Origin of the sequence: Paenarthrobacter ureafaciens (assembly GCF_004028095.1) — a bacterium.
GTDB lineage: Bacteria > Actinomycetota > Actinomycetes > Actinomycetales > Micrococcaceae > Arthrobacter > Arthrobacter ureafaciens.
The window spans coordinates 2,713,415-2,730,639 of record NZ_SBHM01000007.1; the positions used below are offsets into that span (position 1 = coordinate 2,713,415).

General features: G+C 65.6%; 8 protein-coding genes. All 8 read left to right on the forward strand.

The features are described from left to right. The first annotated feature begins 107 nt into the window (after nt 1-107). The 8 genes from AUR_RS16770 (at nt 108) to AUR_RS16805 (ending at nt 17,186) form a co-directional block, all read left to right on the forward strand. Nucleotides 108-6,209, forward strand: coding sequence for an Ig-like domain-containing protein (locus tag AUR_RS16770; protein ID WP_128397212.1), 6,102 nt, complete (start codon nt 108-110; stop codon nt 6,207-6,209). A 70-nt stretch (nt 6,210-6,279) separates the two neighbouring features. Beyond that, nucleotides 6,280-7,251, forward strand: a complete 972-nt coding sequence (locus AUR_RS16775; protein ID WP_062095829.1) for an AAA family ATPase — start codon at nt 6,280-6,282, stop codon at nt 7,249-7,251. A 48-nt stretch (nt 7,252-7,299) separates the two neighbouring features. Beyond that, the gene (locus AUR_RS16780; RefSeq protein WP_062095831.1) at nt 7,300-8,727 is read left to right on the forward strand and encodes a DUF58 domain-containing protein; all 1,428 of its coding nucleotides are present in this window, start codon (nt 7,300-7,302) and stop codon (nt 8,725-8,727) included. Continuing rightward, a complete protein-coding gene (locus AUR_RS16785) occupies nt 8,724-11,219 on the forward strand; it encodes a transglutaminase TgpA family protein (protein WP_082694425.1) in 2,496 nt (831 codons plus the stop codon). Before AUR_RS16780 ends, AUR_RS16785 begins: the two co-directional genes overlap by 4 nt. After that, nucleotides 11,209-12,705 (forward strand): RDD family protein, encoded by a 1,497-nt coding sequence (locus AUR_RS16790; RefSeq protein WP_062095833.1) that lies wholly within the window; start codon nt 11,209-11,211, stop codon nt 12,703-12,705. The genes AUR_RS16785 and AUR_RS16790 overlap by 11 nt, the downstream gene beginning before the upstream one ends. Further along, nucleotides 12,702-13,598 carry a PP2C family protein-serine/threonine phosphatase gene (locus AUR_RS16795; RefSeq protein ID WP_062095835.1) on the forward strand — a complete coding sequence of 299 codons (897 nt, stop codon included), beginning with the start codon at nt 12,702-12,704 and terminating at the stop codon, nt 13,596-13,598. The genes AUR_RS16790 and AUR_RS16795 overlap by 4 nt, the downstream gene beginning before the upstream one ends. Further along, nucleotides 13,588-15,486: an FHA domain-containing protein gene (locus tag AUR_RS16800; RefSeq protein WP_062095837.1), complete on the forward strand. Its 1,899-nt coding sequence runs from the start codon at nt 13,588-13,590 to the stop codon at nt 15,484-15,486. The genes AUR_RS16795 and AUR_RS16800 overlap by 11 nt, the downstream gene beginning before the upstream one ends. After that, nucleotides 15,483-17,186, forward strand: coding sequence for a serine/threonine-protein kinase (locus tag AUR_RS16805; RefSeq protein ID WP_062095839.1), 1,704 nt, complete (start codon nt 15,483-15,485; stop codon nt 17,184-17,186). Before AUR_RS16800 ends, AUR_RS16805 begins: the two co-directional genes overlap by 4 nt. Nucleotides 17,187-17,225: the final 39 nt, after the last annotated feature.

Genomic DNA, 17,225 nt, shown 5'->3' on the forward strand with positions numbered 1-17,225 from the left:
AATTCCGCCGCCGTATGGGGGTACTGCGGAATGAACGGCTGCCGGCGATTGCCGGTGGGCTCGGAAGCTGCTCGGGGCGGCTGCTATAAAAAGGGAATTTTGGGGTCGTGACTTCTTTCTTCGGCAAGCTGGGGCTGAAAAAGCGTCGAAACAGAAAATTGGTGTCCGCAACCGCGGCAACGGCAGCAGGTGCCGTGCTGGTGGCGGCAGCTGTGCTGTACCCGGGATTCAAGACCACCGAGGTGGACTTGAACGACGGCGGCGTATGGGTTGTGAGTAAGACCAAGAACGCCGTGGGCCGGCTCAATTACCCTTCACGGGTACTGGACGGGGCGGTCACTCCGGCCAGCACCACCTTCGATGTGCTTCAGCACGACAGCAACGTGTTTGTCGACGACGAATCCGGCTCCACCATCAACCAGGTGTCCGCCGCGAACCTGAAACTTGGCGGCGATAAGCAGCTTCCGTCGTCGGCGCAGGTCAGCTACGGCTCTACGGTGCTCTCTGTCACTGATCCTGCCAAGGGCAAGGTCTGGGCGCTTTCTCCCTCCACCGTCAACGGGTTCGATGAAGAAGGGACCGAACCCGTCCTGACCGGTTCCCAAGGCCTCGTGTCCGCGGTTGGCAATGACAACCGTATTTACACCGCGGATCCGGGCAAGGGCGAGATCACCGTCACCACCGTGGACGTCAACGGGGAACGGACCGCCTCGGAAGTCACCAAAGTCGATGAGCTCAAGGGCGCCGGGGACTTGCAACTGGCTGTTGTAGGAGACAAGCCGGTGGCGCTGGATGCCGCGTCCGGCAACCTGTTCCTGCCGGGTGGGCGCAAGCTGCAACTGGCCGATGCCCGCGAGGCCAAGCTCCAGCAGACCAGCGCGGAAAGCGGCTTCGTGGCCATCTCCACCCGCAAGAACCTGCTGAAGCAGCCGCTGGACGGCTCCACTGCCGATACGGTCAGCGCCGACGGCGAAGGTGTTCCCGCCGCGCCCGTTCAGGTGGGCAAGTGCGTCCATGCCGCGTGGGCCGGAGCCAACAAATACGTGCGTGACTGCGAGAATGACGCAGACGACAAGAAGAACGATGTCCCCAAGGCAAGCGCTTCGCCCAACTACGTGTTCCGCGTCAACAGGGACCTGGTGGTCCTGAACGATATCAATTCGGGCAGCGTGTGGCTGGTCAACCAGAACATGCAATTGGTCAACAACTGGGACGACGTTGTCCCGCCCAAGAACCAGTCCGACGACCAGGACCAGGAGTCCGCGGACAACAACACCATCAACGTCCTTCCGGACCGGACCAAACCCAACCGGGCACCCGAGACTAAGCCCGACGAGTTCGGAGTGCGGCCCGGACGCACGACCATCCTGAGTGTCCTTGACAACGACTCGGACCCCGATGGAGACGTTCTCACGGCCGCAGTGGGCGCCAATGCACCCAAGGCAGGTGCGCTGGAGAACATTTATGGAGGTTCGGCGTTCCAGATCAAGGTCCCGGCCGAAGCGAAGCCCGGAACGGAGACCTTCGACTACAACGCCTCCGACGGGCGTGGACTCTCCGCTGCCGGCAGGGTCACGCTGCGGGTCGTCGGTCCGGAAGAGAACAAACCGCCGTTCTTCAAGCGCGCTGAGCCCACCACCATGCTGGTGGAACAGGGCAAGTCCGTCAGCCAGAACATCCTGACTGACTGGATGGATCCCGACGGTGACGACCTCGTTCTGCTCGACGCCAAAGCCGACAACGAACAGGACCAGGTGAAGGTCCGGCGGGACGGCCTGCTGACTTACCAGGATTCCGGCGCTGCCCCGGGCAAGAAGAACGTCACCATTACCGTATGGGACGGACGGGACACGACGACGGGCCGCGTTGTGGTCAACGTCCAGCCGCCGGGAGCTTTGGCGCCGGTGGTAAACGCCGACCACGTCACGGCTGTTGTGGGCCAGGACCTGGTGATCTCTCCGCTGAAGAACGACGTCGACCCCAACGGCGGCGCTTTGCGTGTTGCCCACGTGGAAGCAGCCGGCCAAGCGGAGTTGGGTCCCATCACCGACGGCGGGACGTTCACCTTCCGCAGCAACACCCCCGGACCGGTGTACCTGACCTATATCGCCAGCAACGGACCCCAGAGCAGCCAGGGGCTGATCCGGGTGGACGTTGAATCCGGCAAGGACACTGGCGCACCCGTCGCCGTTCACGACGTGGCATTGCTGCCTGTGGGCGGAAGTGTCCTGGTGGATCCCTTGGCCAACGACTCCGATCCGTCCGGGGGAGTGCTCGTTTTGCAGTCGGTCACCGTTCCGGAGGGCTCATCAGCTTCGGTGAGCGTGATCGACCACAGCGTCCTGCGCATCACCGACGTCCTCGGCGCCAAGGAACCGTTCGTCTTCAGTTACACGATGTCCAACGGCCGGGCCTCGGCCGCCGGCACGGTGGGCGTCGTCCCGGTGCCTGCACCCGCCGTCGTGGAGGCTCCCCAGCCCAAGCCGGACGAGGTCAACGTACGCGTGAACGACGTCGTGACCGTTCCGGTCCTGGACAACGACACGCACCCGCAGGGCCAGGAACTTACCGTTGATCCGGTGCTGGCCCAGACCGTTGCCGAGGAAGACGGCAAGGCTTTCATCTCCGAGAACACGCTCCGCTTCATCGCGGGCCCCACGCCCAAGACCGTGCGCGCCATTTACAACGCCGTCGATCCCCAGGGCCAGAAGAGCGCCGCAGCGGTGACTATCCACATCCTTCCGCTCGAAGGCGCGCAAAACTCCCGGCCGCAGCCGCAGAACCTGACCGCCCGCGTGGTTGCCGGTGGAACCGTCCGGATTCCCGTCCCGCTGGACGGCATCGATCCCGACGGCGACTCGGTCCAGCTCACCGGCATCGACAGCACGCCCACCATGGGAACAGCGACGGCGGGAAGCAACTTCATCGACTTCGTCGCCGCAGGTGACGGCGCAGGGACGGACACCTTCCGTTACAAGGTGATCGACCGGCAGGGTGCCGTCAACACCGGAACCGTAACGGTCGGCGTCGCACCCCGGGGCGAAAACAACCAGAAGCCCACCCCGGTGGACGACGAGGTCCAGGTTCGCCCGGGCCGCCAGATCGCCGTCGATGCGACGGCCAACGACACCGACCCGGATGGCGACCAGATCCGCATCCTGACCGACAGCATTGAGGCCGACGCCGTCCTGGACGCCCACGTGAGCAAGACCAGCGGCCGCATCCTCCTGACCGCTCCGGCAGCCGAAGGCACCGTCAACGTCCGCTACGCAGTGGCTGACGATCGCGACGCCGTAGGACAGGCCACCATTCGCGTGGTGGTCAAGAACGACGTCCCGCTCCAGGCGCCGATCGCCCGCGATGACCGCGTCACGTCCGCCCAGACCCTCGGCAAGACCGCCGTGGATGTTCCGGTGCTCAAGAATGACGAGGACCCGGACGGGGTGGGCGAGAACCTCAAGATCGCCACCGACTCGCCTACCGCACGGCCTGGTGCCGAGGGGAACGTCTTTGTGGAACTCACCGAGCAGCCGCAGCTGGTGCCCTACACCGTGGAGGACGTGGACGGACAGAAGTCCACGGCCATCATCTGGGTCCCCGGCGTCGGCCAGCAGGTGCCCACACTCGCCAAGGACGAGGTAGTGGAACTGGTCTCCGGACAGTCCGTCACTGTTAACCTCTCCGAGTGGGTGAAGGTCCGTGAGGGCAAGTCACCGCGGCTTACCCAGGCCGACCGCATCAAGCTCATCGGTTCCGACGGCAGCGATCCGATCGCCGGCAATGGAACCGCCATCAAGTACACCGCCGGTGTGGAGTATGTTGGCCCGGGTTCCATCAGCTTCGAGGTCACTGACGGTTCAGGCCCCGATGATCCCAATGGTTTGAAGTCCACGCTCAGCATCCGGACCAAGGTGCTGCCGGACCCGAACAAGAACAACCCGCCGGAGTTGCTGGGCAGCGACCTCGAAGTGCCCAAGGGTGACTCCGCGAGCCTGGACCTGGAAAAGCTGACGTCGGACCCGGACGCGGACGATGTCCGGAACATGAAGTATGAGCTGGTGGGTTCCGCGCCCGGCGGCTTCCGGGTGCAGCTCGACGGCAAGACGCTGAAGGCATCAGCCAACGATTCGGTCCAGATCGGGCAGGGCGGCACGGTGCAGGTCAAGGCCAAGGACCCTCGCGGACTCGAAGCCCTGGCGAGCTACAAGCTGACGTTGACGGCGTCCAACCGCCCCAAGCCGGTGGCGAATGACGACGTTGAGCCGGATGCACAGGCAGGCAAGCCTGTCACCGTCAATGTCCTTGCCAATGACTCCAACCCGTTCCCGGATACGGCTTTGAAGATCGTCTCTGCCGTGGTGGAAACCGGTGAGGGCGCGGCTGAACCCGGCGGCGACAGTGTGACGGTCACCCCTGGCGGCGGTTTCACGGGCACCATGGTGGTTGCCTACACCGTGTCCGATAAGACCGGGGAGCTGTCCCGCTACTCGACGGCCCGCATCCGCCTGACGGTGAAGGACAAGCCGGCTGCCCCCACCACGCCGTTGGCGCAGAGCGTGGGCGATCAAACGGCATTGCTGACCTGGACCGCGCCGGCAGACCGGGGCTCACCCATCACCAAGTACACCGTGTACGGCGAGGGCGGATTCAAGCAGGACTGCCCGGCCAACACGTGTACCTTGACGGGCCTGACCAACAACGTGAAGTACCACTTTGCCGTGACGGCTACCAACGCCATCAATGAATCCGAGCGGTCACCGGTGTCCGCGGAGGTTCGCCCCGACGTCAAACCTGACACCCCCTTGGCTCCGACCCTGAAGTTCGGCGACAAGCAGTTGTCTGTCGCCTGGGTACCGCCGGCCAGCAAGGGCTCTCCGGTGAAGTCCTACGATCTGGAGATCTCGCCTGCACCTGCCGGGCAGAACCCGCAGATCCAGAACCTGACCGGCGCCAGCTACGTCTGGAAGGGCTTGACGAACGGCGTGGCCTACAAGGTGCGCGTCCTTGCCAGGAACGATGCCAAGGAACCGTCCGAATGGAGCCCCTATTCGGCGGCAGAAACGCCTGCCGGTGTTCCGGCGACGCCGTCGGCACCGTCGGTGTCCGGCGCCGGGTCCGTGGGCAACCAGAGCCAGCTGAAGGTCAGTTGGGCGGCTCCGAACAATAACGGTGACCCGGTATCCGCCTACAAACTGACCACCTACCGCGGTGGCGCCGTCGTGACGACGCAGACTGTAGCGGCCACCTCACAGAACGTGACCGTCGCCAACTCCGAGGCCGACTACACGTTCACGGTCTCCGCCACCAACAAGGCCGGAGTCAGCGGTGTCAGCCAGCAATCGGCGGCGATCCGTGCCGCGGGCAAGCCAGGGACAGTTGGCAGCGGGTCGGTCAAGGAAACGGGTACCAGCGGCCAGCTGCAAGTGACCTTCACCCCGCTGACCGCGGCCGAACGCAACGGCTCCCAGGACAACGAGATCACCTACCGCTGGCAGACGGCGTCCGGTTCCGGACCCATCGCGCGCGGTGGCGGTGTGATCGGTGGACAGCCGAACGGTACCAACGTGGTGGTCAATATCATTGCCACCTCCGTGAAGAACAACATGGCCGGCGACGCCAAAGCAGTTGGAACGGGCAACCCCTACGGTCCGCCGAACGCGCCCAACGTCAGCGGTGGCAAATCGGCCAAGGGCGACGGCCAGGTGCACTGGACGTGGAACAACCCGGCCACCAACGGTCGCCCCTTGGATCACTTCGAAGTCTCGCTCGACGGCGGCGGCTGGACCAGCGTTGGCAAGGCAAACCGCTACGACGTCTCCGCCGGAGGTTGGGAGAAGACCCGCAGGCTGAACGTCCGGGCCGTCACGGTTGTGGCAGGACCGCCCAGCGGAAACGTGACCGCCACCAGCGGAGCAGACCCCACGCCACCGCCACCACCGCCGACGCCGTCGCAGATCCAGGTGGAAGCAGCCAGCGTCCGGACGTGCCCGGGTAAACCGGGCCTGCCCGACTCCTACACTCCCGGTAGCCCGGCCAAATGCGGCGTCGGTTGGGTAGAGCGCTCGTGGGGCAAGATCACCATCGACTGCACCAAGAACATCTATGGCGGTAGTACTGCCTGGTACCGCCTCAAGGGCAGTCCCAAGGATGGCTGGTACGTGAAGTCCACCACCGTGGACCTCTACGGACCCCGGCCGGGGGGTTGCTGATGACCCGCGTGGCACCACCGCACTCAACTCCACAAGAACACTTCGGACTGAAGAAAAGGACTCCCAAGCAATGACCATGACAAACGAGCAGGCCGCGTGGTTTGCAGAAACGTTCGAGAAGCTCGTTGCCAACGTGGGCCAGGCAGTCCTGGGCAAGGAACACGTCATCCGGTTGACGTTCACCGCAATGCTGGCCGAGGGCCACGTGCTGTTCGAGGACGCGCCGGGTACCGGTAAGACCTCGCTGGCACGTGCCTTGGCGGCGACGGTGCAAGGTTCCCACAACCGCATCCAGTTCACCCCTGACCTCCTGCCCTCGGACGTCACGGGTGTGACGATCTACGACCAGAAGACCCAGAAGTTCGAGTTCCACAAGGGGCCGGTGTTCAGCAACATCGTGCTCGCTGACGAAATCAACCGAGCGTCGCCGAAGACCCAGTCCGCCCTGTTGGAAGTCATGGAGGAGTCCCGGGTGACCGTGGATGGCACCACGTACGACGCCGGGCGGCCGTTCATGGTCCTGGCGACCCAGAACCCGATCGAGCAGGCGGGCACCTACCGCCTGCCGGAAGCACAGCTGGACCGCTTCCTCATCAAGACCTCCATCGGCTACCCGGACCATGCCTCCACGGTGCGTCTGTTGGGCGGGAGCAACCTGAAGGACCGCTCCAAGGATCTCTCGGCGATCATCACCACCCAGGCTGTGGCCGACATGGCCGACCTCGCCGCTACCACCCACGTGGACACTGCAGTGCTTGAGTACATCTCGCGCCTTTGCGAGGAGACCCGCAACGCTTCCGAGACGCGCCTTGGCGTCTCCGTCCGTGGTGCCTTGGCGATGGTTCGCGCCGCCAAGGTGTGGGCAGCAAGCCAGGGACGCAACTTCGTCCTGCCGGATGACGTCAAGGAACTGGCGCCCGTCGTGTGGACGCACCGCTTGGTCATGGACCCGGAGGCTGAGTTCTCCGGCGCCACGCCAGAGGTAGTCCTGACGCGTGTCCTGGCTGACGTAGCCGCGCCGCAGCAACGCGCCAGCGCATAGTTCCTGCAGCTTCACACCCGCATCCCCGGCACGAACAAAGGTCTCCACATGTCCTCCAGCACACCCCTGAACAGGGCTGCTGATTCGCTCAAGCGTGCAACATCGGCGCTTGGCAGCAAGATCCGCTCAGTCGGCGGTTCCGGCAAACGCCCGGGCGGCCAACCGGTCGGCCAACCCGGTAACCGGCCCCGCCCGGGAAACGGCAGGGGCAAGCAGAGCAAGCTCCACCCGGCGGCCGTGTGGGCTGAAGCCGCGGGGACAGCAGGGGAGTTGCTTGCCCCGGTGTGGTCCAAGGTCCGGACCTACTGGTTGCGTTTTGCCTGGCCGGTTCTTTCCGTGGTGAGCGTCCTGGGCTGGGTAGTGCTGGCAGCGGCCGTTGCTTTGTGGATCGCAGGGCAGTCCTGGGGCTGGCAGGAAGCGAAGTCCGCCGCGATGGTGGCCTTTTTGCTGTTCGTGTTCGCCATCGCTTTCATCGTGGGCCGCTCGGCCTACGGTGTGGTGCTGGACCTCGCCCGTACCCGTGTTGCAGTGGGCGATGACGCAGTGGGCAGCATTGCCGTCTCCAACGTCTCCGCACGGCCTTTGCTCCCGGCATCACTGGAGCTTCCGGTGGGGGCGAACACCGCCGTCTTCCACTTGCCCCGGATGAAGCCCGCGCAGGTCCACGAGGATCTCTTCACCATCCCCACTGCCCGGCGTGCCGTGATCGTGGTGGGTCCCGTGCGTTCCGTGCGCGCCGACCCCCTCCACCTCCTGCGCCGAAGGGTGCTCTGGACTGAACCTGTGGACCTGTACGTCCATCCCCGGACGGTGCCGTTGGGTGGTTCTGCCGCAGGTTTCATCCGTGACCTGGAAGGTATGCCCACCACCGAACTTTCCAGCGCGGACGTCTCCTTCCACGCCCTCCGGGATTACGTGCCGGGCGATGACCGCAGGCACATCCATTGGAAGACCACGGCACGCACCAACAAGCTGATGGTCCGCCAGTTCGAGGAAACCCGGCGGGCCCACCTCGCCATCTCACTGTCCATCAATACCGACGAATACGATTCCGAGCATGAGTTCGAGATGGCCATCTCCGTGGCTGGTTCCATTGGCCGCCAAGCTATCCGCGAGCAGCGCGAACTGGACGTTCTGACGCAGAAAGGGCCGCTTCGTTGCGAGACCGGCCGCAACCTGCTCGATGACATGACGAGGATCGTCGGGGCACCCATGCGGAAAACCGCCGTCGACCTTGCCCGTACGTTGGCGGACACCGTCCCGAACGCCTCCGTGGTGTTCTTCGTCGTGGGCAGCCAAGTGACAGCGACGGAGCTGCGTTCCGCTGCAGCCTCCATCATGCCGGGTGTCCGGAGCCTTGCCGTGCGCGTCCAGCCTGGCGCGGCGCCGTCGAGGGCGAACATCGCGGACCTCACGGTCCTGACCGTCGGTGACCTGGATGACCTTGCGATTGTCCTTCGAAAGGCGGCAGCATGAGTACCGGGCCGAATCTTCGCACCCGCGACCGCAGCCGGAGCGCCAAACCTTTACCTTCCTTCTTCGCCGACGGCCGGCCGGCATGGCATTTCGCCATCGACTGCGGCGCTTTGGTTGTCCTGTTGTTCCTGGGCGTCCTTGGTTTCAGCTTGAGCTTCGGGGGAGACCCGCGCTACCTCATTGCCGGGCTGGGCGGCATCCTGCTGGGCCTGGGAATTGCCGTGCTGAATGCGCACCTTCGCCTGGGGCTGCTGATTACCACGGCGCTGGCGTTCGGCGCCTACATGCTTTTTGGATCGGCCCTGGCGGTCCCCGACACCGCAGTGCTGGGGTTCCTGCCAAGCCTCGATTCGCTCAGGACCCTGCTTCTGGGAATTGTCTTCGCCTGGAAGGACATGCTCACCGTCGGTGTCCCGGTGGGCACCGCGAACGGCATGCTGATTGTGCCGTTCCTCAGTTCGTTGATCACCGCGTTGGCGGCAGGTCTGTTGGCTTGGCGGCTCAAGAGCCCGTACTGGCCGCTCTTGCCGGTCCTGGCGCTCTTTGTGACGGGTATTGCCTTCAGCACCAGCGCCGGTTTCCTCAACGTCGAACGCGGCGTTTCCCTCACCATCATCGCGATTGTGTGGGCAACCTTCCGGCGCGACGCCCTGCGCCAGTCCAGCACCAAGACAGTGTCGGCCAACCGGACGGACCACGACGCCGGTGCGGCCCGCCGCGGCAAGCTCCGCCGCCTGGGGACCGGGGCAGCGGTCATTGCCGCCGCCGTCGCCATTACCGCCGTCGCATCGCCGCTGGTGACCGCCAGCGATGACCGGAAGGTGCTGCGCAACACGATCGTGCCGCCGTTCGATCCACGCGACTACGTCACGCCGCTGGCCAGTTTCCGGAACTTCGTGAAGGACCAGAAGGACAGCACGCTCTTCTCGGTGAAGGGCCTGCCCAAGGACGGCAGGGTCAGGCTGGCGGCCCTGGATTCGTTCAACGGGCTGAACTACACCATGGATCCGAACAGCTCCGGCAACTTCAGCAAGGTGGGGGACGCCCGGTCCTTGAACACGCTGGCGGATACGGGGAGCCCCGTCGCCAGCACCAATTACTCGCTGGACATCACTATTGAGGATTATCAGGGGTACTTCGTCCCCGGCGGGCGCCACACCACCGGCCTGAGCTTTGCGGAGGCCGCGGGTGCGGCATCGGGCCTGTACTTCAACGCCGGGACGGACACCGCGGTGACCACGCAGGGCCTGGGCAAGGGTGACTCGTATACAGTGCAGGTCTCGGACCCAGGGAAACTGGAGCACGGTCAGCTCACCCAGTACGACTTCGCCAAGATCACCCTGCCGGACGCCCAGGAAGTTCCGCCGATCGTGGCTTCGCAAGCGAACGAACTGTCGGCTGATGCTCCCACGGCGATCGACCGGGTCCGCCAGATCGAGGCGCACTTCCAGAAAAGTGGTGCGTTCAGTAACGGCCTGGTAGCCGAGGGCCAGCTGCCCAGCCTGCCCGGCCATAGTGCCGCACGCGTCCGTAACCTGCTCTCCGCCAAGCAAATGCTGGGCGACGACGAGCAATATTCGGTTGCCATGTCCCTCATGCTGCGCCACCTGGGCATCCCCTCCCGTGTGGTCATGGGGTTCTACCCGGACCCCAAGAGCCCGGAGAACGGTGCCGGCGACATCAAGATCACGGGCAAGGATGTGCACGCCTGGGTGGAGGTTGCCTTTGACCGGGTGGGTTGGGTGGCGTTCGATCCCACGCCGCCCAAGGACAACGTGCCCATCCCGCCGGACCCGGAGAGCAAATCCAAGCCCAAGCCGCAGGTCCTGCAGCCGCCGCCCCCGCCGCAGGAGCCCGCGGACCTGCCGCCGGACTCCACCCCGGACGCCCTGGATGCTGACGAGAAGAAGAACAACCCCTGGCTCTTCTGGGGTCCGCTGCTGGCCGCCATCGGCGTTGCCCTGATTCCGCTGGGGATCCTGGCCATCCCGCTGTTGCTGATCCTTCTGTTGAAGGCACGACGCCGGAAGGCGCGTTTCCGTGACGGGCACCCCGCCCAGCGGGTCGGCGGAGGATGGAACGAGGTGCTGAGCCTTGCCACTGACATGGGCGCGTCAATCGACAACAAGTCGACGCGGCGCGAATCGGCCTCGGTGATTGCGGATGCCTTCCCCGTGGCAGGCAGCATCACCACCGTGCTTGCCCACCGTGCCGACGCTGCCGTCTTCGGAGCCGGGCAGCCGAGTGAGGATGAAGTCAAGGAGTATTGGAAGATCGTGGACTCGTCGCTGGAGGACATCACGGGAAGCGTTGGCTTCTGGAAACGGCAGCAGGCCCGGTTCTCGCCGCGGTCCCTGCTGTCGGATGGACGCGCCGCCCTGAGGCGACGGGAACAGCGGGAGACCGTTCCCGGCAGCGGGCCGCGGACGGGCATGAGTGTATTTGCCAAGCTGAAATTCCTCTTCCAGAAGGGCCGATCGGGTGAACACTGACGTTGAACTGTGCCCGGCCTGCCGCCATGGAGTGCGGCCCGGTGCTGCTTTCTGCACCTTCTGCGGCTCTCCGTTGAGCAACCGCGGAGCGCGTCGGGAACGCAACGTGAACCATGCGCACCTGGCTGCCCAGGATCAAGCGAGCCATCAAGGCGGGCCCGGTCCCGGTAGTATCTCGGTAGTGTCCGCTCAGGAAGCTGCAGGGCGGACAGCCGCGGCGATGCCTGCAACCATGGCAGGCACAGGGGTGAATCCAGGGGGAGGGACCACGGTGTCGACGAAGCTTGAACTTGTGCCGGCGTCAGCGGGCAAGCGCTTGGGCGCCGCCGTGCTCGACTGGCTTCTTCCCCTTGCCGTCCTGGTCACCACTTTTGCCATCGGCATTGCCGGGATTACGCAAACGCGCCGTAACGGTTTCATTGTGTATGACACCGGCCTGCTCGTGTTGCTCGGCAGCATCGGACTGGCCGTCACCATGGCCTACATGTTCGTGTTGCTCGGCATCGAGGCCAAGTCCGGCAACACCATCGGCAACCAGCTCATGGGCATCCGGAGCTCGGACGCCGACGGTTACGCTCCCGGCGCTGGAGCCGTCTTCGTCCGGGGCATCGTCACCGGCGGCGGCCTGTTGCTGGGGGCAATCGTCGGTGCTGTGCTGCTCGCCATCGGGCAGCTTGGCCTGGTTCTTTTCATCGCGCTCCCGCTGATGGTGCTGGGCGCTATCTGGGCCATCCTCGTGGTGGTCTCCAGCGCCTGGGACAAGAACGGCAAGCTGAAGGGATGGCAGGACAAGGCAGCCAAGACCCTGGTCTTCGATGTCCACGCGGGCCGCAACCCTGTAGCCACCGGCGGCATCCAAGGACCGTACAGCTTCGCGCCGGTGGACTTGCCTCCGGTGCAGCCCGTTGTCTCGCCGGTTCCGAGCCCTTCTGCGGCTCAGGCCCCGGCACCCGTCCCCGCACCGGCGGCGACCGAACCGGCGTCGGAATCCCCGCCTGCGGTGCCCTCGCAGGTTTCCGTGCCTTCGCACGATCCCAACCAGTGGCGCCCGCCCTCCGCACCGCGTCCGGTCCCGCAGGCATCCGTGCCCGCCGTTGCCCATCCTGATGACGACCTCGACCGCACCCGGATGCGGCCGGGTGCTGCACGGGCCGAGGCAGTCCTGCGGATCCGCATTGACGACGGCCAGGATGTCCAGCTCGGCGGCACGGTTCTCCTTGGCCGCAACCCCGCACCACAGCCCGGCGAAGCTACCCAGCAGCTGTTGCCGGTATCCGATCCGGGGCGCTCCATCTCCAAGACGCACCTGCACCTGCGGGTGGATGGTGACGGCGTCTGGGTCACCGACCGCAACTCCACCAACGGCAGCGCGGTCACCACCCCCGACGGCCTCCAAACCCGTTTGCAGCCAGGTGTTGCAGTTTTCGTCCGCCCCGGTTCCACCGTCCACTTCGGTGACCGTTCCTTCCACCTAGGACAAGCATGAATTCACAGCCGGCAACCCCCGATGCCGACGCCAACGCAGCCGCTTCCAGCTTCCAATTGAGCTACGGCTACGGTACGGACCGCGGTTTGCGCCGCGAGTTGAACGAGGATTCGTTCATTGCCTCGGATCCTGTCTTTGCCGTGGCCGACGGCATGGGGGGCCACGAGGCGGGAGAGATCGCCAGCGGCATGTGCGTTCGCACCCTGGGCAGCGCCCCGGAACTGGCAACGGGCACGCGGACGGCGTCGGCCGGTGAGCTGCAGGGCTGCCTGTTGAAGGCGGACGCGGCCATCCGCAATGCCACCGGTGGACGCGCAGGGACCACGTTGTCCGGCGTCGTGGTGGTCGAGCAGATGGGCGTGCCGTACTGGCTGGTCATGAACATCGGCGATTCCCGGACGTACCTGCTGAGCCAGGGCCAGTTCTCGCAGGTCAGCGTGGACCATTCGGAAGTGCAGGAACTGGTGGATTCGGGGGACATCACGGCCGAACAGGCCGCCATCCATCCGCGCCGCCACGTGGTCACCCGGGCCCTGGGCACCGGCGATGAGACCGAGGCCGACTTCTGGCTCCTCCCCATCCAGGAGGGCGACCGGATCATGGTCTGCTCCGATGGACTTAACGGGGAACTCGGGGACGACCACCTGTTCCGCATCCTCAGCACCGTTGCCCACCCGCAGGACGCGGTGGATGCCCTGATCCAGGCGGCCCTCCGCAGCGGCGGGCGGGACAACGTGAGCGTCATTGTGGTGGACGCCAAGAACGTCCTGAACGACGCCGGCATTGCCACCACTGCGCCGCGCCCGGAAGTGGGCAACGACGTCGAAGAGGACACCCTGCCACGGGCTTGGGTCAACGGCGCGGAAACCGAGGACGGTGCTGATGGCAAGTAATGGCGTGCCTGCCGTCGCCCGCTACCGTCACGGCGACTGGTTTGGAGTGCTGCGCCGGGGAACAGTCGTCCTCCTCGGGCCGGAAACTCCGGAATCGCTGGTGGAGTCCGTGTGGGAGCTCCTGGCCTCCGCGCCCGAGGCCCACGAGGTACTCCATGAGGTCACGGAGGCGTTCGGCGTATCACTGACCAGGATTCCGCCCTTCGGCATCATTGATTCCAAAGACCAGCTCAGGGTCTTCCTTCGCGGCGACCTCGACCTTGAAGTCCACTCGGCCTCCGGCGGCGAGCAGTTGTCCGGCCGGGACGTGACCACTTGGACGGAGCGGCGGCTGCAGTCACCGGACTCCGTCAGCCTGCGGATCGGTTCCGGCGGTAGTGCGGCAGCCTCCAACGGCGGTGCAGGACCTTCCGGCGGAACCACGACGGCGGCTGGTACCGTCCCGCTGGGCCTGCCGGTGGTTGAGGGAGTAGTGCGGCTTGCCGCGCTGGAGGTCGTCCTTGCCGGCGTTCCGGCGGCTGCCCCGGCCCCCGGAACTGAAACACCCGCAGCCGACGCGGAGCCCGTGGTGGCACCCGCGGACGCTGGGCCCGTGGCGGCACCGGGCGGCGGACGGGTCTCGGATGAGACTGTGCTTGGCTACACCGACGTGGACCTTGGCTTGACGATCGCTCCGCACACGGACGGTCTGCCTGTTGTTGCCGGTCCGGAGGCCGCCGCCGCGTCTGCGCCGGAAACCGCTCCCGGGCCCGCGGAAGACGTCGTTCCAGGGGAGGACCCTTCAGACGAATTCCAGCCGGATGAGTCCGTGGACACTCCTGCGGCAGCCGAAGCTTCCGAGGACTCCGGTGGCGTTCCGGTCCACACCAGCACCACGGATCCCATGGTTCCCACGCTGGAAACCACCACCAACTATGACCACCTGTGGGATAAGACCGTAATGCGGAACATCGAGGACGCAGCGGTCAGGATCGTGGGAGACGAGGACGACCACGACGTTCCTGCAGCCCAGGTGCCCTCGCCGCCGATCCCCGAAGGAGTGCCGCTGCCGTCGCCGAAACGGGCCGACGCGGAAAGCGACGGAGCCGCCGAAGGAGGGACCGGCGTCGTACCTGGTCCGGCCGGAGCCGTACCGGGTACCGGCGACGGGTCCGCAGGCCAGGCCCCTCTTGGTGTACCGGCCCTGATTGATTCCGTCCCGTGGCTGCGCAGCAGTGCCTCCTCCGAGGCTCCTGAACCGGCTGCGCCCGCCCGGCAGTTCACTTCCAGTCCACCCGCGGTGCAGGCTCCCGAGGAAAATGATCCGGACCATGATGGCCAGACCATCATGAAGAGCAGTGTTGCAGTGGACGTTCCTGAGGGTACGGCCGCAGGTGGCTCCTCAACCGGCACCGCAACCGGCCAGGAAGGCGCGGGCAACCACGCCACGGGACCCAGCGTTTTAGCACGGGTGTGCGGGCAGGGACATGCAAACCCGCCCACCTATCCGCAGTGCGCTTCCTGTGGCCTCGCGCTGTCCGGAGACGCGGTCCAGGTGCCACGCCCCAGGCTTGGCCGGATGCGTATCTCCACGGGCGAGTTGATCGACCTTGATAAGTCGTTGGTCATCGGCAGGCAGCCGTCCGTCTCCAGGGTCCAGGGCGGCACCATGCCTCGCCTCGTCCAGGTGGAAAGCCCCGGGGGAGACATCTCCCGGTCGCACGTCGAGGTCCGCCTGGAAGGATGGCACGTCATGCTGTGCGACCTGAAGGCGACCAACGGCACCGTTCTTATCCGGGAGGGCCAGGCACCGCGCCGGCTCGCCCAAAACGAGATGGCCATCCTGCTCGACGGCGACATTGCCGAGTTAGGTGACGACATTTCATTGCGTTTCGAGGAGATTCTTTGAGTTCCAAGAGGCCCCCTGCACCGCCTCCCCATATCCCGGGTTTCAAGTACGTCAGCCTGCTGGGATCGGGCGGCTTCTCTGACGTCTTCCTCTTCGAACAGGACAGGCCGCGCCGCAAGGTAGCGGTCAAGGTGCTGTTGTCCGACCTGAAGACCGAGGGTGCGCGCCGTCGCTTCGAGTCCGAAGCAAACCTGATGGCGCAACTTTCCTCCCACCCGTACATCGTGACCATCTTCGAAGCGGAGACCACAGAAGACGGACACTCCTACCTGGCCATGGAGTACTGCTCACGGCCCAGCCTCGATGTGCGGTACAGGCGCCAGCGGTTCAGCGTTGACGAAGTCCTGGCTGTCGGGATCCAAGTGGCTTCCGCCGTCGAGACCGCGCACCGCGCCGGCATTGTCCACCGGGACATCAAGCCGGCAAACATCCTGGTCACCGACTACAACCGGCCTGCCCTGACCGACTTCGGCATCTCCGGGACCATCGGCGGGGACAACGACGACGACGCCGGAATGTCCATCCCCTGGTCACCCCCTGAGCAGTTCCGCGGCGGGCCCGTGGACGGCGTGCCCGTGGACATCTGGGCCCTGGGTGCAACCCTGTACACGCTGCTGGCCGGACGTTCCCCGTTCGTGTTGCCCGGGCAGGACAACTCGCAGCGGGAACTGATTTCCCGCATCACCAACTCCCCGTTGCCCCGCCTGGGCCGCGCGGATGTTCCCGAATCGCTGGAACTGGTCCTTGCCACTGCCATGGCCAAGTCCCCGGAGTCGCGGTATTCGTCGGCGCATGCCTTTGCCTTGGCATTGCAGCGCATCCAGGCGGAACTGAACCTGTCGGTGACGCCGTTCGAAGTCCTGGCGGACCCGGGGCACGGGGATGAACAGCACCCGGACGACAACGTGGAAGAGACCCGCGTCCGGAGCATCGCTTCGATCGATCCGGATGCGTCCGGAACCGCAACCACCGGTTCGGCCCCCACGTTTCCTGCGCGGACGTTCCCGTCCACCATGCCGGGTACGTCCAGCACCGCCGGCACTTCCACCAGCCCTACGCGGCCAAAGCAGCAGTTCCCGGCACCGCAAACCAACCTTCCGCAGTTCCAATCACCGGGTGTCCACGCGCCCAACGCCGCCCCGGAACCGGAAACGGCCGAGTCGACGGTCTTGCGCGGCTGGCAGCCGCCGGCGCACGATGACCTCGCCGCCACGGTCAATCGTTCGGGCCCCGCAGCCGAAGAAGCCGGGGCCCCGGAAGCCGACCACAGCAAACGGAACCTGTGGCTCGGCGTGAGCGGTGCAGCAGTGTTGGCTGTCGCCGTCGTCGTAGGTGTGGTGCTGGGCGGTTCCGCGCAGCCCAAAGTGGCTCCCAGCGAGACCGCGAGCAAACCGCCCGCAGACGCCATCAGCGACGGCAATGTGCCCGACGTGACGGGCATCCGCGCCGAGGTCCAGCAAGGCGGCGGCCCCGGACTGGTGGTCTTCAGGTGGGACCCGGTCGCGCTCAATTCCGGAGACACCTACAAGTGGCGGACCAAGTCGGCCAAGGCGGACGGACCGTACGAATCGACGTTGGCCTCCAACGTGGTACTCCCCGGTACCACGCAGCTGCCGGTGTGCATCCAGGTGATCGTTGTGCGGGCCGATGGCTCGGCGTCGCCGGGAGGTCCTGAATCCATCGGCTGCCTTGAAAAGTAGCCCGTTCCCGAAAGTAACAAACAGTCCTGCAAGGAGGCA

Excerpts from the sequence above, each read along its gene's own strand:
- AUR_RS16775 (WP_062095829.1), top strand. The coding sequence starts at position 6,280 with ATGACCATGACAAACGAGCAGGCCGCGTGGTTTGCAGAAACGTTCGAG.
- AUR_RS16780 (WP_062095831.1), top strand. The coding sequence starts at position 7,300 with ATGTCCTCCAGCACACCCCTGAACAGGGCTGCTGATTCGCTCAAGCGT.
- AUR_RS16785 (WP_082694425.1), top strand. The coding sequence starts at position 8,724 with ATGAGTACCGGGCCGAATCTTCGCACCCGCGACCGCAGCCGGAGCGCC.
- AUR_RS16795 (WP_062095835.1), top strand. The coding sequence starts at position 12,702 with ATGAATTCACAGCCGGCAACCCCCGATGCCGACGCCAACGCAGCCGCT.
- AUR_RS16800 (WP_062095837.1), top strand. The coding sequence starts at position 13,588 with ATGGCAAGTAATGGCGTGCCTGCCGTCGCCCGCTACCGTCACGGCGAC.